7 protein-coding genes and 2 pseudogenes are annotated in these 19,828 nt (G+C 57.4%); 2 read left to right on the top strand and 7 right to left on the bottom strand.

Annotated elements, in window-relative coordinates; genetic code table 11:
- The 3 genes from Tel_06930 to Tel_06920 form a co-directional block, all read right to left on the bottom strand.
- A complete protein-coding gene (locus Tel_06930) occupies nucleotides 1–873 on the bottom strand; it encodes a succinyl-CoA synthetase subunit alpha (protein ID ALP52908.1) in 873 nt (290 codons plus the stop codon).
- The gene (gene sucC / locus Tel_06925) at nucleotides 873–2,042 is read right to left on the bottom strand and encodes a succinyl-CoA synthetase subunit beta (protein ID ALP54764.1); all 1,170 of its coding nucleotides are present in this window, start codon (nucleotides 2,040–2,042) and stop codon (nucleotides 873–875) included. Before sucC ends, Tel_06930 begins: the two co-directional genes overlap by 1 nt.
- A 139-nt stretch (nucleotides 2,043–2,181) precedes the next feature.
- Nucleotides 2,182–2,643: a single-stranded DNA-binding protein gene (locus Tel_06920; protein ID ALP52907.1), complete on the bottom strand. Its 462-nt coding sequence runs from the start codon at nucleotides 2,641–2,643 to the stop codon at nucleotides 2,182–2,184.
- 473 nt (nucleotides 2,644–3,116) lie between these two features.
- On the opposite strand from Tel_06920, the gene Tel_06915 reads away from it, so the two are divergent.
- Nucleotides 3,117–4,754 carry a hypothetical protein gene (locus Tel_06915; protein ALP52906.1) on the top strand — a complete coding sequence of 546 codons (1,638 nt, stop codon included), beginning with the start codon at nucleotides 3,117–3,119 and terminating at the stop codon, nucleotides 4,752–4,754.
- Nucleotides 4,755–5,615: 861 nt separating this feature from the next.
- Nucleotides 5,616–7,001: pseudogene (locus tag Tel_06910) on the top strand (transposase).
- Between the two features lie 757 nt (nucleotides 7,002–7,758).
- On the opposite strand, the gene Tel_06905 reads toward Tel_06910, so the two are convergent.
- From Tel_06905 to Tel_06890, 4 genes and pseudogenes are all read right to left on the bottom strand, one after another.
- Nucleotides 7,759–15,123 carry a hypothetical protein gene (locus Tel_06905; GenBank protein ID ALP52905.1) on the bottom strand — a complete coding sequence of 2,455 codons (7,365 nt, stop codon included), beginning with the start codon at nucleotides 15,121–15,123 and terminating at the stop codon, nucleotides 7,759–7,761.
- 224 nt (nucleotides 15,124–15,347) lie between these two features.
- Nucleotides 15,348–15,992, bottom strand: a complete 645-nt coding sequence (locus Tel_06900) for a hypothetical protein (GenBank protein ID ALP52904.1) — start codon at nucleotides 15,990–15,992, stop codon at nucleotides 15,348–15,350.
- A gap of 675 nt (nucleotides 15,993–16,667) precedes the next feature.
- Nucleotides 16,668–17,816 (bottom strand): annotated as a pseudogene (locus tag Tel_06895) (Ig-like domain-containing protein).
- 567 nt (nucleotides 17,817–18,383) lie between these two features.
- Nucleotides 18,384–19,802 (bottom strand): MFS transporter, encoded by a 1,419-nt coding sequence (locus Tel_06890; protein ID ALP52903.1) that lies wholly within the window; start codon nucleotides 19,800–19,802, stop codon nucleotides 18,384–18,386.
- Between the last annotated feature and the right edge of the window lie 26 nt (nucleotides 19,803–19,828).

The following is a 19,828-nucleotide window of genomic DNA, read 5'->3' as shown; positions in this document are numbered from 1 at the left end:
TTAGCCGCCCAACACGTCCAACATCTTGTCACCGATCTCGGCCGGCGAGCGTACCACCGCCACCCCGGCCGCCTCCAGGGCCTTGAACTTCTCCTCGGCCGTGCCCTTGCCGCCGGCGATAATGGCGCCGGCGTGGCCCATGCGTTTGCCCGGCGGCGCGGTGACACCGGCGATGTAGGCCACGACAGGTTTGGTGACATTGGCCTGGATATACTCGGCCGCCGCCTCTTCCGCCGTGCCGCCGATCTCGCCCACCATGACGATGCCTTCGGTCTGGGGATCGTTCTGAAACAGTTCCAGACAATCGATGAAATTGGTGCCCTGGATTGGGTCGCCGCCGATGCCCACGCAGGTGCTCTGGCCCAGGCCGTTGTTGCTGGTCTGGAACACCGCTTCATAGGTGAGCGTGCCGGAGCGCGACACAATGCCGATCTTGCCCGGCGTATGGATGGCGCCGGGCATAATGCCGATCTTGCACTCGCCGGGGGTTATCAGACCGGGGCAGTTGGGGCCGATCAGGCGTGCATCCGACCCTTTCAGGGCGGCCTTCACTTTCAGCATGTCCTGCACCGGTATGCCCTCGGTGATGCAGGCGATGACCTTGATGCCGGCGTCGGCCGCTTCCAGGATGGCGTCGGCGGCAAAGGCGGCGGGCACGTAGATCATGGAGGCATCGGCGCCCGTGTCTTTCACTGCATCGGCGACGGTGTCGAACACCGGCAGATCGAGATGCGTTTGCCCCCCCTTGCCGGGGGTGACGCCGCCGACCATTTGGGTGCCGTAGGCGATGGCCTGTTCGGAATGGAAGGTGCCCTGCTTGCCGGTGAAGCCCTGGCAGATCACTTTGGTATGCTTGTTGACCAGTACCGACATCAGTTACCTCCTTTCGATGCTGCAACAACCTGCTGCGCCGCATCGGTGAGATCGGCGGCACTGGCGATGGACAGGCCGCTGTTGTCCAGCAGCTCGCGGCCCTGCTGGGCGTTGGTCCCCTCCAGGCGCACCACCACCGGGATGGACACCCCCACCTCCTTCACCGCGGCGATGATGCCCTCGGCGATCAGGTTGCAGCGCACGATACCGCCGAAGATATTGACCAGCACCGCCTTCACTTTGGTATCCGCCAGAATCAATTTAAATGCCTCGGCCACCTTCTCGGCAGTGGTGCCGCCGCCCACGTCGAGGAAGTTGGCGGGATTGCCGCCCTGCAGTTTGATCAGATCCATGGTGGCCATGGCCAGCCCGGCGCCGTTGACCATGCAGCCGATCTCGCCGTCCAGGGTGACGTAATTCAGACCGTGCTGCTCCGCCTCGTGCTCGGTGGGGTCCTCCTGCGAGGCGTCCTGCATGGCGGCCAGGTCTTTATGACGGTACAGGGCGCTGCCGTCGATGCCGACCTTGGCATCCAGGGCCAGCAGCTCGCCCTGTTGGGTGATCACCAGCGGATTGATCTCCACCAGGCTGGCGTCGCGCTCGACGAACAGCTTATAAAGCGCCATCAGCAATTTGGTCATGGGCCCGGCCAGTGCGCCCGGCAGCCCCATGCCGAAGCTGATCTTGCGGCACTGGTAAGGCATCAGCCCGGTCACCGGGTCCACCGCCACTTTTATTAATGCTTCAGGCTGGGTGGCGGCCACCTCTTCGATGTCCATGCCGCCCATGCTGGAGGCCATGATGACTACCCGCTCGCTGGCGCGGTCCACCATCAGGCTGACGTAAAGTTCGTTATCGATGGCGCACAGGGATTCGATCAGCACGGTGTTGATGGGCAAGCCTTTGGCGTCGGTTTGGTGCGTCACCAGACGCGAACCGAGATAGCCCTCGGCCGCCCGCTTGAGTTCGTCCAGACTCTTGACCAGCTTCACCCCGCCGGCCTTGCCGCGGCCGCCGGCATGTACTTGGGCCTTGATCACCCAACCCTCGCCGCCCAAGGCATTGGCCGCTGCCTGCGCCTCGGCCACACTGGTGGCCGCCACACCTTTGAGGACGGGGATACCGTACTCCGAGAACAGTTGTTTTGCCTGATATTCGTGAAGATTCATCGCGTATTCGCCCTTTTTATTGCTGCGCAATGCAACAGCGGCGTCTGCGCCGCGAACCCGCCCCGGACAGGGCGATGAGTCGCGGTGGAGACGCCGCAGCTGCAACTCGGCATGGATAACGGCAACTCAAGCGATTCGTTTAAAACGGGATATCGTCGTCGAAGTCGTCAAAGCCGTTATTGCCGCCGGAGGCCGCCGGGGCGGCGGACTGCTGGGTGCCGCGACTGCCGGCGCTGTCGCCGCTGTAATCGGAACTGCCGCCGCCGCGGCTGTCCAGCATCTGCATCTCACTGGCGACGATCTCGGTGGTGTAGCGATCCTGGCCGTCCTGACCCTGCCACTTGCGGGTCTGCAACTTGCCTTCGATATAGACCTTGGAGCCCTTTTTCAGATACTCACCGGCGATCTCACCGAGACGGTTGAACATCACCACCCGGTGCCATTCGGTGCGCTCCTGATTCTCGCCGGTATTTTTATCCTTCCAGTTCTCAGAGGTGGCCACCGCCAGATTGGCGACCGCGCCGCCGCTGGGCATATAGCGCACTTCCGGGTCGCGCCCCAGATTGCCGATTAAAATAACCTTGTTGATACCTCTTGCCATGGAAAAAACTCCTAATAAAATGATGTGGGCCGCCCGGCCCGAAGCCGACAAATCCCGATGATTCATACAGTTAGTGATGAGCTTGTGTTCATCACAGACGCCGGCGTGGCGCTGGCCACAGCGCTGAACTCCGCCCCCGGTAGCGGCTATGATCCCATTTTTCCGGCCGATTTTCCACGCCCCGCGCCGGCCGCCGTAAACTTGCCGCAGCCGACGCCGATACCTTGTTACAGGATGGGAGCACTGGCGCCCAATCTATTACCGCGGAGCGCCGGCAATTCGAATAGGCACGGATGCAGCCAATATTTGCAAAATTCAGTTTACGGCTCGGTTGCGCCATGCTTCTCTGCATGGCTTGGTCGACTCACGCCCTGTCTCAGCCGACACAGCCAGCGCAGATTTCCCACCCCCCTGCGACTGCGACGACCCCCGGAAACGCCACACACGGTGGCGAGAAGCCCGGGCTCGCCGATGTGGAACCAGACACCGTCATCGCCGCGGTACCGCGCCACTTTCCGCCTCATTATCACGTCAGCGACGGCAAACCCGCCGGTTTCGCCATCGACCTCATGGAGGCAGTGGCGCGGCAAGCAAACTTCACGGTCGAATACATCGTCTTCGACAACTGGAGTGAGGTACTAAGCGCCTTGGCCGACGGCCGGGCCCAACTGATTCCGAATATGGGCATCAGCGCACAGCGTGCCCAGATGATGGACTTCAGTCTGCCGCTGGCAACCACCCGGCTGGTCTTGTTCACCCGCCGCGACGCTGCCGACATGAGCTACGCTCAGTTGCAGGCCGAGCATAAACTGGCGGTGGTGGAAACCAATATCGGTGGCCCGGTCACCTCTACGTCGTCGGCGCAGCAGATCGTATTTCCCTCCATCGCCGAGGCCATGTTCGCCCTGCTCAGCAAACAGGTGGACGCGGTGGTCTATCCGGAGGGCGCGGGCTGGCGCTTTGCCGTCGACAGCGGCGTGGCGGCGCGACTCAAAGTCGCGGCGCCGCACATTCTGAAGATCAAACGCGCCGTGGCGGTGGCGCCCAAGCATCCGGATCTCTTGAATCGCATCAACCAGGCCCTCACCCCGTTGCTGGTCAGCGAGGAATACAAAGCCATCTATCGGCGCTGGTACGGCACTCCGCCGGCCTACTGGGACGGCACCAAGGTAGTGTGGCTGGTCGGCGTGTTGGGCCTGCTGTTAGGCGCCTGTTTCTTCACCTACCGTTACCGCTTGATGCAAGCACATAATCGCCGACTTGTCAGCGCCGTAGCCGAGCGCGATCGGGCCTTGCAAGAAATGTCCGAAACCCAAGACAGCCTCAATCTGGCGCTGCAGGGATCGCAGGCCGGTGTCTGGGACATGCATTTCAAATACGACGAACAACAAGGGGAAAGCATCGAATTTTATCCGTCGCCGCAAATGAAAGGCTTTCTCGGATTCGCCGATGATGAAATGCCCAACTCATTGGCCGCTTGGCGTCGCCGCATTCTGGTCGAGGATCGCGTCGCCGTCGATCAGACCCTGGAAGCCAGCAAACACCACCCGCAACATCCGTTTGAAGTGGAATACCGCGCCCGGCACAAAGACGGCAGTATGCGCTGGTTACACTGCAAGGGCGCCATGATCTGCGACGCGACGGGCCGCCCGCTGCGCTGCACCGGCTTCGAATGGGATGTCACCACACGCAAGCACTACGAAAAGCAGATTCAGGAAACCAAGCGGGCGCTGGAAACCCTGATCAACAACATCCCCGGCATTACTTACCGCTGCCAGTACAACCGCAACTGGACGATGGAGTTCATCAGCGACTACTGCTACGCCCTGACCGGCTATCGTGCCGATGAATTCATACTCGACCGAAGTATCGCCTACGGCGAATTGATTCATCCTGAGGACCGAGACGATGTCTGGAACGCCGTCCAAGAGGCCCTGATTCAAGGACAATCCTTTTGCCTCGAATATCGCATCATCACCCTCGACGGTGAAACCAAATGGGTACAGGAACAGGGGTCGGGTATCTACGACGCCGACCAGCCCATTGCCTTGGAGGGCGTCATTTTCGATATGAGCGCGAGCAAATTGATGAAGCCCCTCGAAACGCGATGAAACAACTCGGCGCCTGACGCCCCGGGCTGATCCGCATAATCGGATGAGACAGGATACGGAAAATCAATTCACGGATCGCCACCAGGTCTCGCTCCGACATCCTACCCCGGAATAACGCCCGGTAAGCTTTTTGCCGTTCCTTCGCCGTCTTGCCCAGTTGAGCATACTGAGGGTGGGGTGTTAACAGTTGGATGGCTTTACCCATTGCATTGGATGGGTAACTGGACCAGGGGTATTCAGAAGCATGGGCGACCATTCCCGCCCGTACCGGATTCAGTTCGATATAGCGATACACGGTAAGCAGGTAGGCGTTAGCATCAACCAGGGTCGATTTATAGCGCCCTTCCCACAGCGTTCCTGTGCGGCCATAGGTGTGATTAAAATATTGAACATACTTGCGGCCTAGCGCCTGCATCAGACGGCCAATCCCCTGTTCATCAGCCGGGGTCGCCAGCAAATGTACATGGTTGGTCATCAATACAAAGGCATGAATATCAACCTGGTATTTGGCTGCGGCGTCTTTGAGGAATGCCAGATAGGCCTGGTAATCCGCTTCGCCATAAAAGCAGGCGTCCCGGTTATTGCCCCGTTGGATGATATGCTGGGCACAGCCGGGTAAATAGAGTCGTGGTAACCGGGCCATTTGATCTTCCTTGTTGAGATCAAGCATACGAAGTTGATCCCGCCGGGACTAGCAATCAATGACTCTGACTCTATTGATCCTGAACTGGAACAAATCAATGACACTGACCCGAATGGCACTTACTTAAGCCCAAGCACTTGATTATCAAATAGAAAGACCGGCACCATGGTAGGGTGTAAATCGCCAAACCCACAACCTACCAAAAGGAACCGGTCTCGATGAAGCTTAGCCATACTGCCAAAAAACATCAACATACTCGAGTTGAGGCATACCGTGGAAACAGCAACAGCTATCGTTTCTTCAATCTTCTCACCAGCGACACGCTGCTGGACAAAGTGGAAGCGCTCTTGCCCGAGCACCGGGAACGCCTCTATCCACCTACGGAAACCTTATCCATGTTCCTGGCCCAAGCCATGAGCGCCGATCGTTCCTGTCAGAGCATTGTTAACCAGGCAGCAGTCCAGCGACTCGCCGGCGGGTTTAGCGCCCGAAGCACATACACGGGTGGCTATTGTCGTGCCAGGCAACGATTGCCTTTGACGATGGTCGCAGAACTGACCCAACATCTGGGCGACCAGCTTGACGAACGAGCGCCTGATGAATGGTAATGGCAGGGTCGACACATCAGGATTATCGACGGCACCACCGTCACGATGCCCGACACGGCTGCCAACCAAGCCGTATTCCCACAACAACGCGGTCAACAGCCTGGTTTAGGGTTTCCCATTTGTCGCATCGTCGGCATCACCAGTCTGGCCAGCGGTGCGCTATTGAATGCAGCGATCGGCCGTTTCAACGGCAAGGGGGGTGACGAACAAACCCTGTTGCGCGCCATACAGAACACCTTGCAGCCCGGTGATATCGCGCTCGGCGATGCCTTCTTTGCCACCTATTTCTTTATTGCCGCCATGCAGGCCGACGGGATCGATATTCTAATGGAGCAGAACGGTTCCAGAAAGCGCGTGACAGATTTTCGTCTCGGTCAAAGGCTGGGAGAACGCGATCATCTGATCGTGATCGACAAGCCCAAGCGACGACCGGAGTGGATGAGTGAAGAGGACTATAACACGGCGCCAGAAAGACTCACGGTCAGGGAATTCCAGGCCGGCGGCAAAACAATGATCACGACTTTGGACGATCACAACAACTACCCGAAAGAGAAGCTAAAAGCCCTGTACAAAATGCGCTGGCATATCGAGCTGGACCTGCGCAACATCAAAGACACTATGGGCATGAATGTGCTCAGTTGCAAAACGCCCGAGATGGCGATCAAGGAAATATGGATCCATCTACTTGCCTATAACCTGATCCGCCTCATGATGGCACAATCCGCCTTGCTGGCGGATATCAGCCCAAGACGTATAAGTTTCAAGCACTGCTTGCAGATATGGCTGATCTATCTACAAAACGCGCAGTATTTGGATGATGAATATATCGGTTATTTATTCCGCATGATGGTGCAGAAAAAGGTGGGGAATCGTCCCGGCCGAATCGAACCGAGAGCGGTGAAGCGAAGACCGAAAGCCTATCCCTTATTGACGAGAACACGGCATGAAGCAAGAGCGGAAGTGATGAAAAATGGTCACCCTAAGAAGCTTAAGTAAGTGCCATTCGACACTGACCCTATTGATTTTGGCTTAGGCACATCGCGGGCACCAAATGGGGCATTAAACGCTACCTCTCCATGGAGGCGTTGCACAAGCAACATCTGGAGGAACAACTGACCGCATGAATAGCCGCCAGATCAAAAAGTGCGAAAGATTCTTTACACTACCCTGGTTGAAGCGCTATCAGAAGGAAATCCAAAAAGATCCATCCACCAATTTAGACTATCGCCTAAATCCCCTATCCCCCATGACCCTTGGAACGTACCTGTAGCACTGAACCCAACACTTGCTTTTCATCCACCGTTTTGGTGCGTTGAGCGCACTCTACCTGTCTGGTTTGAAAAATATAATTTTGACTCTTTGGAAAAATAAAAATACCCAGTAAATCCGACACTAATCCCTATGATTCCCCATAAATAGGGCAAAAGAACGGAAGAACCATTTGAAATAATTTCAAATGCGAACGGGCCAGCACTAACTAAAGCAAAAGCAAAGGGAAACAACAATATTGCCCCCCGTTTTTTTTTCGCCAACAAAATCGCACAGACAAACGAAGGGATCGAAGCAATTAAAGATAAAATCAATGCTATTGGTTTTTCATCAGGATTTAAATGACCAAGCATAGAGCTTAAACCTTCCACTCCAGGAAAAGCAGCCGAAACCACTGCTAAAGGCGATATCAGCATTGCCAAAAAGACTACTTTCATAATCCCTGGCATAGAACTAAAATTTTTTATTATCTTCTTCAATTGACCTAGAACCAACCACCTACTTCTACAACTGCACTTCCTCCTACTGAGACCCCGATCCTTGGAGGTCTAGGATTAGTACTTGATCCCCATTGGCCACTATTTCCATAGAAAGTATTGGAACCATCAAAATTTTCACCTCCTTCAGCGCCATAACCCAAATTCCACGCTCCAATGGTCACACCTGCATTAACAGCACCACCAGCGCTTGTCCCGGTAGAAGATGAAGAAGAATCTGAGCACGGCTCTTCAGAATATGGATGGGGCAACTGAGGTCTAGCTACGGGACCTTGATCAAAAGGATCAAAGGCAACTCCACCACCTATACCTATACCTACGCGACCTTCTATAAACCAACCCCTCGTATCTTCATTTCTACCTATAGTAATTCCGCCGCCAGGACCTGCAAAGGCATCAAAGCTCCAAGCCCATAACCCATATGGATCAATATAAGAAAGAGGATTTGAATAAACGTATGTATACAGATTGGTATCCCCACCCTCAAACCGAATCGGATCCTTTGCGGTCCACCTTCCCGTCTCGGCATCATAGTCCCTGGCCCCGAATCGGGTGAGTTGGGTATGCTGATCATAGACGCCTCCGGCAAAGCCGAACGGTTGAAAGCCGGGATTGGTATCATTGATGATTTTGCCCCATACGTCATAATCGATGCGCTGGGCGACAGATCCGTCAGTGGTGTTGATAACGAGCCTCGGACTGCCCAGGTGGTCGCTGATGATTCTGTATGTTGTGCCATTCTTGACCATGTAATCCGGCACGTTGGGCTTGGTGCCGTAGACGAATCTCGATACGACGGCACCTGTGCCATCCAGTTCGGCTATGGGGTTGAGCTGATCCTGGTAGAGTAAGCCCTGTGTCAAGGTGCCATTGATCTTCTTGCCGATCCTGCGGTTCTGGCCATCGATAATGTAGTCAATGGTCATCCCCCCGGGGAGGATGACCTGGGTGAGGTTGCCCAGCATATCGTAGGTGTAGCTGGTGGTCAGGCCGGTGTTGGTTTTGGTTTCAAGCTCGCCGTTGGGGGTGTAGGTGTAGCTGTTGGCGCCAAAGGTGAGCAGGCGGTCCTGGGCATCATAGGTGCCACCACTTCTGTTGCCGTTGGCGTCATAGCTGTAGGTGGCCGTGGTAGCGCCATTGGTTTTGACTGCCGTCAGGCGTCCTGCGAGATCGTAGGTGTAATCATAGGTGGTGGTGGCGCCTGCAATGGTCTCGGTCTTCCGGGTGATGCGCCCGAGTTTGTCGCGGGTGTAGGCGGCATCATATAGGGATGTAGTGCCGTTGGAGACCGCGTAGTTCGTGGCTTCTCCAAAGATATTGTAGGTCAGCCCGGTCGATAGGCTGTTGATGACTGTACCGGTTAGCAGGCCGTTCTGAGCATCGCGGGTGAGTGTCAGGGCCCCGACACCGGTCAGCAGGCCGTCGTTGTCGTGGCTGTAGTTGATTGGATTGCCGTTCACTGACAGGCTCGTAATCCGGAAGTCGTTATTGTAAGTGCGGGTCAGCACGCCATCGATGCTGCCGCTCCAGGTATCTATTATTGGCAGGAAACCGTCATAAGTATAGTTGAGGACCTCATTGCCCGGCGCGGTGATCTGGTTCAGTTGGCCTGTCACAGTGTCATAGCCGTACTGGTAGTTCCCCTTAGGGATAATAAGCATTTCCAGTTTACCGCTGACGGTGTTGTAGACCGGATCTACGGTCTGACCGTCGGGACGGGTGATGAGTTCCAGTTGTTTGTCGAGGTTGTAGTTGTATTGGGTGACGTTGGTTCCGGCGCCTACATCCGGCGGGTTATATTGGGCGGTCTGATCGCCGGCGCTGTATGTAAACAGGTGCGCGGTCCGACCGGGCGGTGTGATTGAGGTCATGTTGCCATTGGCATCATAGGTGAAGTCGATCATTCTGCCATCGGCCAAGGTTTGTCGGATCACGTTTCCAGCGGCATCGTAACTGTATTGGGCTTGACGCCCTACGGCGTCAGTGGCGCTGGAGAGTCGGCCGGCCTGTGGTCCGCTGCTGTGATACCCGAATGTAGTAGTACGGAGTTCATCGCCTTGCCCTTGGGATAATGTGGCAAGACGGCCGCGGGCATCGTAACTCAGGCTGATCGCTTCGAGGCCCGCCGCTTGTGTCTGTATTGGACGCGCCAGAGCGTCAAGAACCGTGTTGGCGGTACGGCTTTCGGCGCTGGTGAATGTCCAGGTGCGGGTGGCGGTGTCGTATTCGCTCACCGTGGCGTTGCCGTTCACCGTAACTGTTTCCGTGAGGGAGGTGTGACTGAACAGATCATTGGGATCAGACAGCTCGGCCTGTGCGGCGACGGTAACAGAGCGCATCAGGCCGCCCGGGGTGCTTTGCGTGGAGCTTTTCGGTATCGGGCTCGCCATGCCAAAGCGTGGGTCGGGGCCTTCGGTGACGGTGGTGATGGCGCCGTTGGGCAGTGTCGTGGCGGTGACCGCATTGGCGTATTCGGTGATGGTGATACTGCCATCTGTGGCCGTGTTGGTCTGGCGGCGAACGCCGTCCTGCAGGCGCTCCACCTGGAATGTGCTAACGCGGCCTTCACCACTGGTCATGGAGACGCTGTAGCCGTTCTCCGTTTCCGTTCGCGCCAGTTGCCAGCCGCCGTTGACGGGATTAACGTCCTGGAGCAGGCGGCCGGCTGTATCGAAAGTGTAGTTGGAGCGGTTGCCGTTACGGTCGATGAAAGCAGTCATGAGACCTGTGGCAGTGTATTCCATCTGCCATGATTCATTTGCGGGATCGCTCACTGTGTTGAGGTAACCGTTGTTATTTAGTGACACGTTGGTACGCTGGCCATCCGTGGCGACGATAGCCTGTGGACTCCCTGAACCATCGCGTTCAATACGAGTAATGTCGCCGTCGGCATCGGTGATGGCGATCAGTTGTCCATCGACATTATAGTCGAAGGTGTAAATGGCAGCGCCGGTGATGGCTTCGAGAGTTTGGAGGTGCCGGCCTGTCGAATCGAACCGGTAGAGTTCATTGCCATTTCGCGAGGAGATGAGTTTATCTCCTGCGTCAATCAGTTTACTGCTCTTTTCAGCCAGCAACCAGATGCGGCCCTGATAGGGAATGAGTACACCGCCATACTTGCTGGAATAGTGTACCTCACGAGCCCATAGCTTAACTTCGCCTATATGCGCACCGGGGAAGGGATCTGGGTCCGTTGATTCACCAGATATTTTTATGGGGCTGCCCGTGCCGTTATAATAATAGAGGCCGTTGGCCGCATAGCTGTAATTTGAGCCAGCGATATAGAGGTTGTTCTGTTGATCCCATGTCACATCCTGAGGGGAGTTGACAGGTATCTGCGCCTTCGTTCCATCCGGGCGAATAACATCCACAACATGGCCGAATGTAGTTGAAATATAGATTGTGCCGTCGGGATGGGCGTCGACGCCCCAGGGCCAGTAATTCACCGAGGCAACATCCGCGGTTGAACCGTCCGGCCCGATCCGTGTTACCCGGTTGGCCGCTTCGCGAGTGATGTAGAGGGCGCTGTCCGGTCCCATATCGATATCGGTTACATCGCTCCCGGCATAGGCAGCGGTAATGGTCTCCAGCCGACCATCCGATGTTACATGCCGTACCACCGAACCGCTACTTCCTCCGCTGTTAGTTTCGACAAAGTAAACCGTATCGTCTCTGCCTATCTCAAAGGCCATGATGTAGCCGGTGCCTACATCGGTAGCGATAGAGCCATCATTACTTCCCGGGCTGGCTGCTGTTCCGTTGCCTACCAGTACCCGTGTAGTCCCGTCGGGATCGAGAGAGAGGATACGGCGCTGCTCCGAGTAGTAAATACTGCCGTCCGACGCAACGCTGATATCGCGAGCCGAAACGTTGGCAATAAGCTCAAGACGCTCCTGTATTTCTTGGTCCGTACGCTTGGAGCCGTCTCCCTTGTAGACTGTTCTCGTTGCGGGATTGTAGCCATGATGAATCTCCAGCCCCCAGCCGCCTAGCGCGCTGCTTGCCAGATTAGGCGCTGCTGCGATACCGGTGAGGCTCTGTTGCCATTGCCGACTGGAGCGCATAGTCATGTTACCCCGACTACCTATAAATGCCGCGCCACTACTTGAAACCCGGGCAAAAGCACGGCCGCTGGCAGCAGACAAATAAGCCAGCTGGTAGCGGTAATCTAGGCGGATCGTCGCGGTTTGGTGATGCATCGGCCGGCCATAGGCGTCTTTGCCGTCCCAAACGAAGGTGTAATTCTGGTTCGGTGTTGCCGGAAACGATTGCCTGAAGGTCTGGCCTGCAACGTCAATGGTGAGCTCAATAGCCTCCAGGCTGCCCGGCACGGTGTCCCCGGACAGCGGAATGGTCAGGCTGCGCGCGGCGATGTTGCCGGGCATGCGCTCGCTCTGGTAATACAGACTGAACGGTGTTCCAACGACCGGCAGTTTTTCACCCAGGGACTGACTCTGGGGCTGGATGATGCAGCCAGGACATTCATTCTCATCTTCGTCCGGTGGCGGATCTTGGGGAGGAGGAGGTGACGGTGGCGGTTCGGCATCCGCTGGTGGACCATAGGGCCAATTGCAATCCCAAGGCGTAAAATGAGTGATGGGTACACGCCAAAGACTCTTGCCTGCGGTATACAGAGCGGCAAGTTGGGCGCGCTCGGAATCGGTAATACCCAGCGCGACAAGTTGAGTAGCGCTGGCGGCGCTTCCGCTGCCGTCTACATCCAGCTCGGCCATCCCGTTGACAATGGCGAGTACACCGATAATCAAGCCGTTATCGGAGGGAATCCAGGCGGCTGTTTCGCGGTCGTACCAACCGGCGGGGACGGCCTCGCCGACTGGGAAGTTAAGAAAGTTGTCAACATAAAAGGGCAACGGTTGGTCGAAATCGACCCGGGTCGCCCCGGCGGCGATGGCTTCGTCCACGGAAAGCTCCACCGCGTAGGTGTAGGCGCTGGTGGGCGGCAGTTCGCCGGGCATGGCCTCGGGGCCGTTGTCGCCGACAGTGTATTCGGTAGCGCGCACATTGATTGTGGGGAGCGGCTGGGCAGTGCCATCGGGCAGCATCATTGTTGCGCTCACGCCCTGCGGAAAAAGGATGGTGGCTTGTCGGGCACCGTCAACATCCATCACAGTACTCCCCTGGGCGACTTGGAAGGGCTGAGCGGTATCGTTAAGGTCGATGGCGGTAACCGCCGGATCCAGCGCGATCATCACCACGTCTTCGACCCATGCGTAGTCCTGCCAGGGACTCTGCAACTGGCGCTGCACCGGCAGGTAGCCCGCTTTTTCATAATTGACGGTGAGCAGTCCACCGCCGTTGACGGCCATGTCGAACACCCCGTCGGCACGGCTTAAGGTCCGGCCGAGCTCGGGATGGTCCTTGATGGTGATCGTGACACCGGACAAGGGGGTGTTGCTGCGATCCAGCACCCGACCACGCAGCACCGCCGCCCGTTCGAGTTCGATGGTACCGGGGGCGACGCCGCTCTGGATCGGATCGCTGCCGGTATACAGGAATTGCGTAGAAGTATAGACCGTAGTGGCGACAGAGGGGTCAGGCGGCGGTGCAATGACCGCTGGATTCGGCGGCAAGGCCACCACGATTACGGAACTGGATTCACTCACATTACCGACACTGTCTGTACTAATGATAGACAAGGTATCGCCGTCCTGAGCGCTGATCTGAGTGATGAAACCACCCTCATCATCCGCCAAGAGGATAGTGACCGTTTCACCGGTGTGGATATTAGTAATCGTAACCTGGCTATTGGCTTCAACACTCCCCGCTGCGCCGGTGACCGTGGCAATGCCGCCGGAGACATCACTCGTGGAGATGAGAGCACTATTGGGCGCAAGAGGCGGCGTAGTGTCCAGGATGAGGTCTAAGGAGACCTGAACAGCCTCGCCATCACCGGCCTCGGCCAATAAAATATAAGTATTGAGCCCCTCCCCCAAGTTGATGGCATGGCTGAAGCTGTAGTCAGGGTTGACCGTAACCGGGCCGCCGTTGATAGTGAGGAAGGCAGGCTTGCTCAAATAGCCGACAATATTCTGTGCGGCCTGGTTGGTCATCATCCCGTCGACCGGCGCATCTACGGTGACGGTCAGCGGAATATCGACAACAACGTATTCATAAGCACCGATATCATAATCCGAGCCATCCCCCGTCGCACCAGCGCCCTGCCTGTCTCCGTCTTGCGGGCGCGCGACGCCGTCATAATCCGCAATGACGCCATAGCCGGACGTATCCATGCCCGTGTCAATGGCCGGCGAACCGGGTCGAACATGATAGTCACCATTGGCAACATCCACAAACAGGGGATCCACGCCGATGAGCGAGTTTTGTTCAGTCCAGCCCGCACCCTGAAGATCGGTCTCGTTATTCCAGAGTATGCCGTTGATCATACTCATGCTTCCGTCCGGGCCTTTCTGGGCCGCATAGCCTGCGCTGCTGACAATCGTGTTGTTGGCTAACTGGGTGTTGGCATAACTGGATAGATACAGGGTATTGGTGTTGCTGATAAACAGATTGTTTCTAACGGTATCGCTGCCGTAAGGCGCGCTGGCAATCGCGCCACCACTGACGGCTGAGTTATTGGTAAAGATATTTCCGCTGACAATCTGTGTGGCATCACTACTCAAGGCAATGGCGCCACCTCGGATGGCAGCGCTGTTGGATGCAAACGTATTGGCGTCAACGGTTACATCGCGCTGGTCTAGCACATAGATGCCGCCACCGGATTGATCAGCGACATTGTTCTTAACGATGTTGTTGAGAATGGTGGCACGGCCATTGACATATATCCCGGCGCCGTTGCTTGACACCCCGCCTTTAATGGTAAAGCCGTCGATGACAAAGGGTTGGTTGGGCACACAACGTGAATAGGTGCATTGCAATACACACTGACGCGCATCGTTGGCGTCTATTATACCGTCGCCGCTGGCATCGCGCGGGTCGTCGGGACCATCTGCAGGCGTGTTACGCACCGCCATGATGGCTCTAATATCATTAATGTCCACGACATAGTCGCCATCCACATCGCAGCGCTCCAGTACCACATCGGGCCATGTGTTGATGGTGATAACACGCTCCCCCAGCCCGGTAGCGTCGATAATGGTATCCGAGGCGCCCGCTACACTTTGCAAGGTCACATACTTGGTTGTTGTGACGATGGTTTCTCTATAGACTCCTGGGCCGACGGTTATCGTGGCACCCCAGGTTGCAGCATCGAGGGCGTCTTGGATGCTGGCGTGCGCACACCCGGACGGACACACATCCGCCGCCAGTGCGGGTCCGAAAAGAGAAAAATATAATAGGACCGAGGCAAGGATTGCCTGTATCCGGTGTGTCATGGTGACCCCCACTCATGCCAAACCCGCTACTAACCACCAGACGTTCTCAATGCAATCTCATGCGCCGAGCCTATCTTCGGGCCGTCTCATTTTTGTGATTTCACTATTACTACACCCTCAGCCGTGATAGGGCAAGTGTACCTTTGCAATCAGGATCAGCCCGATGATTACCCCATTGCCCCCGAGTGCTTACCCGGGGCTTAAGTTACTAGCGGGACATCAACTCAGGCCCGCGATCGGCGTTGATGCATCAAGGTCATCCCCACCAGGCCGAGCATGAGCAGCGCAAGCGTTGCCGGCTCCGGCACACTCGCAGGGGCCGGGTTGCGAATCACGGCATCGGCGGTGCCGGTGATGGCCAGCGGATCGCCGAAGCCGTCATCCAGTGAAAAGATGCCGCCAATCCCGACCGTGGTGCTGCTGCCCACCGGCAGAACGTCAACAATGAAATCCAGGGTCGCCAAGACAAAGCTACCGGGCTGGATATCATCCAGGTACGGGCCCGCACAAAAGACACAGCTCACCGCATCCGCTTCCAGCAGGCTCACTTCGTGAAGATTGATAATGCCGCCGCCCAGATCGCCCAGACTGAAATCCAGCGCCTCGCCCAGACCGATATCACCGAGGAAACCCCCCAGGCTATAACCGCTGAAGGTAAGCGCAGCGGTGTCATAAAAGATATCCAGATCAAAATCACCCAAGGAATCGGGGCCGCCGGCACTCAGCCCGCTTACGGTGAGATCCAGACTGACGGCATCCGTCGGCACCGCATCTTGCGAGGACGGTTCCAGACTCAGCACCACCGCCCCTGCCTGGGTGGTAACGGCCAACAGTGCCAGGCCGAAAATAGGGGTCATAAACTTCTTCATGGGGATTACTCCTTACTTAATCTTAATTATTTCCCATTAAACTAAAACGGCTTGCCGGGAGCTTTTGGCCCCCGGCAATTGACTGCTTGCTTAAGGCGCGCAACGCGAGTTGGTGCACTGTAGTACACACTTACGCGCATCATTGGCTCTGATGATACCGTTGCCGTCGGCATCGCGCGGATCAGTGGGGCCCGCGGCCGGCGTATTGCGTGCCGCTGCGATGGCGCGGATATCGCTGATATCCACCACGCCACTACTATCCACATCACAACGCTGCACCGCGATATCGGTCCAGGTCTTCGACGCCGTGGCGGAGAGGTTTCCGACGGTGGCGGTGACGATATCATCCCCCACTACTGTACCGGTGTAGCAGAACTCTGCTTCACCATTGGCGTCAGTGAAAATGAATCCGCTATTCGGATTCACCCCGGCGACAGTGAAATCCACGCGAATCCCGGGCAAGGGATTGCCGCCCTGATCCAGGGTAGTGGCAATCACGCAATGCTGGGTATTGATGGGGTTGGTCGCCGTCGCCGGGGTCAGGCCCAGGTCGGTGAGTTCGGCCACCTGGGCCAGTCCCAGACCGCCCGGATAACCATAGGAATCGGCGGAATCAAAACCGTAGCTGGAAAGTCCGAACGGCAACGGCCCGGCCAGGTTGTGGCTGCCGAGACTCACCGGCACTGCTACGCCGGAAAAACCACTGGCGCCGATGGGCGTATAGTCACCCGCCGGAATGGGCGCGCCATCCAGGGTGATGGCCCCAACCGCGGCGTTGGGCGCGACCACGCTGACGAAGTTGATGGCAAAGCCCGTGGCGGGCGTGGTCACCGTGTATCCAGCCAGGAACTGCTCGAACGGCGGCACCAGCACTTCGAACGGATCCGAGGTCACCCCATCAAACGAGGTACCGTGGGAGTATTGCGCCACCAGCACCGGCTTATCCGTGTTGATGACGGAACCGGCGGTAAGAATCGTCTCGTGGAATTCTGCGCGGTTGAGGGTGGCGACAACGCTGCCGTTGATGCTCACCGTGGTGACATCCTCGGCGGCCAGGATACGAAAGGTATCGCCGTTCAGCCGCGTCGCCAGCGGAAAGGTAACAAAGGCCGTGCCCCAGGTGGTGGTGGGCGGCAGCTGCTCCACGATGTGATCACAGGCCGTAAAGCCCTGCGGGATGTTGGCGCACTGATGGCTCCCGAACACCGCGATGGGCAGATCCGACTGAATGATGGTACCGCTCAAATCGGCGGGCGCCGGTGAGGCATTGCGCAGCTGATAGGTTTCCCCCTGGTTCAGGGTGATGTTGTAGGGCACACCGGCAGTGCGCGCACCGGTGGTGACGCTGGGGGTTATGGTGACCGTGGTGTTGTCTTGGCTGGCGACAATGCCGAATTGGGTGCCATTCACCACATTCACATTGGCATAGCCGAGGTTGATGTAGTCCGTGCCGAGGATGTCGGTCGGCAGCCCGATGAAGGCATCGGTGGTCGAATCGCGGCGGTTGAGTCCGTAGACCGTAACCTCTTGGTCCGCCGTCACATGCACCCCCTTATTCTCGACGGTATCGCTGCTGTCAACCCGCACCGCCAACGGCAGGGTGACCGTGGTCACGGTCCCCGGCGTGACCGAGAATGGCGTCGAAAATGCGAGGCCAGGGATCTCCACCGTGCCGGTGGCCGCCGTGTCGCCGGTTAGAAACAGATTAACGACTTCACCGCCACCCGCCAGGTTACCGTTGAACATCAGCCAAAAATCCGTGCCCTTGGAATCGGCCTGTTGCGCCATGGCCGGCGCCATGATCAGGGAGGATAAAATCAGCATCGCGGCGACGATCGCCTTGCCGACTCCGGTGATTGACCCGCCCGATTCGCGAACCACACGTCGAACCATTTTCGCATATCGATTTTCGGTACTCATGCTTACTCCCATTCTTGGTTTTTTATTCCATTATTTATACGCTGTTTCTATGCGGCTCGGCCATGTTACCCGAGACGGGTGACGCATAGGCTGGGCAATACTGTCAGCCATCACGCTCGACATGCCGGGATGCATGAAATAGACCAATTCGTGCTAAGCGCAAGTATTCTAAAGGCTTACCAAAATATAGAACAGTGTTTAAAGCACCACCATAAGCCAATGTGTAAAATTCATTGACAGCGGCGCGCCGATGGCACGGCATGCGCAACGCCATTAAGGCTGATATTGCGCGAATTGTGCGTTTTTCAGTCAAGCACGCTTCCCTGCGCAGCGGCGCTACCGGCGGACGCCCGCCGCCGTGACGAAAAATGTAAAATATCTCGACGCTTGGGCATAACGATGTATCAGCCCCCGGTCGAAGCACTGGGAATTAACCCGCGATCCCGTTGGGAAATGCGGGCCACGCACAACTCAGGAGTTTGCAGTCACCGGCGCGGACGGGTGGCCGTCCTGCGCGTCGGGGTCGGCCACGGAAAACCGGGCCAATGCGTCCTGATCCAGCCGTTGGTTATCCACCTTGAGATAGGCCACCTCGTCTTCAGGGATGACCACCACTTCAACCACCCCGACGACTGTAGCGATTTCACCCGATAACTCGACGGCCTGAGCCCTGGACACAGGCCCCACATGAATCATGTAGCTGCCGAGATGACGCGGCGCCTTCATGGTACTGGCCAGGATCACCCAAAGCGAGGCCATGAAGCCGCAGAAAATGAATACCCCTTCTGCGCTCACGTGTTGATAGATCCAACCGCCGGCGACGCCGCCGGTAAAAGCGCCCAGAAACTGAGAGCTGGTGTAGACCCCCATGGCCGTGCCCTTCATGTCCGCCGGGGCGATCTTGGCCACCAGTGAGGGCAGCGAGGCCTCGAGCAGGTTGAAGGCCAGAAAAAATCCCAACAAGGCCGCCACCATGCCGACCAGCGAGGTGCTGACCTGGCTCATGGAGAGTACGGCCACAATCAGCAGCGCAATGGCGCCGACGAATATCTGTTTCATCTTGCGTCGTTTCTCGGCGATGATGATGAAGGGCACCATGCCCGCAAATGACAGCAGCATGACAAACAGATACACCATCCAGTGATGTTCGCTGGCCAGGCCGGCCTTGTTCTGCAGGTCCAGCGGCACGGCGACAAAGATGGCCGTCAGGATCAGGTGCAGTACGAAGATGCCGAAATCGAGGCGCAGCAACTGGCTGTCCCCGAGCACGTTCTTGAATTGGGCCGGCACCGGCTCGGCGTCGCGGTGAAAACGGCTGACCGTGGGCGTGGGCACCGCCAGGGCCAGGATGGCCATGGCCACCAGGGCCAGCATGGCGGTCATCCAGAACAGACCATGCACGCCAAACCAGCTGTCGAACAGCGGCCCCAGGATCAGCGAGATGGAAAACGACACCCCCATGCTCATGCCCATGATGGCCATGGCCTTGAGACGGTGCTCCTCGCGGGTCAGGTCGGCCGCCAGCGCCATCACCGCCGCGGCGATGGCGCCGCCGCCCTGCAGGGCACGGCCGAGGATGATGCCGGTGATGGAGTCCGACATGGCCGCCACCACGCTGCCGAGGGCGAAGATCAACAGGCCGCCGTAGATCACCGGCTTGCGGCCGATGCGGTCGGACAACATGCCGAAGGGAATTTGCAGGATGGCCTGGGTCAGGCCGTAGATGCCGATGGCCAGGCCGATCAGAAACGGCGTGGCGCCTTCCAGGTGTTCGGTGTAGAGGGCGAACACCGGCAGAATCATGAACAGACCCAGCATGCGCGTACTGAAAATACCCGCCAGCGACACGGCGGCGCGGCGTTCGGTGGGGGTCATCCCGGAATTCTTCATCAGGCTTAAATCACTTTGCTTCGTGG

Source organism: Candidatus Tenderia electrophaga (assembly GCA_001447805.1).
GTDB classification, from domain to species: Bacteria; Pseudomonadota; Gammaproteobacteria; order Tenderiales; family Tenderiaceae; genus Tenderia; species Tenderia electrophaga.
Note: the sequence above shows the minus strand (reverse complement) of the source record. Positions and strands in the feature narration are given on the sequence as shown.

Coding starts and splice junctions, on each gene's coding strand:
- Tel_06920 (ALP52907.1), bottom strand. CDS start 2,643: ATGGCAAGAGGTATCAACAAGGTTATTTTAATCGGCAATCTGGGGCGC.
- Tel_06900 (ALP52904.1), bottom strand. CDS start 15,992: ATGAAGAAGTTTATGACCCCTATTTTCGGCCTGGCACTGTTGGCCGTT.
- Tel_06890 (ALP52903.1), bottom strand. CDS start 19,802: ATGAAGAATTCCGGGATGACCCCCACCGAACGCCGCGCCGCCGTGTCG.
- sucC (ALP54764.1), bottom strand. CDS start 2,042: ATGAATCTTCACGAATATCAGGCAAAACAACTGTTCTCGGAGTACGGT.
- Tel_06905 (ALP52905.1), bottom strand. CDS start 15,123: ATGACACACCGGATACAGGCAATCCTTGCCTCGGTCCTATTATATTTT.
- Tel_06930 (ALP52908.1), bottom strand. CDS start 873: ATGTCGGTACTGGTCAACAAGCATACCAAAGTGATCTGCCAGGGCTTC.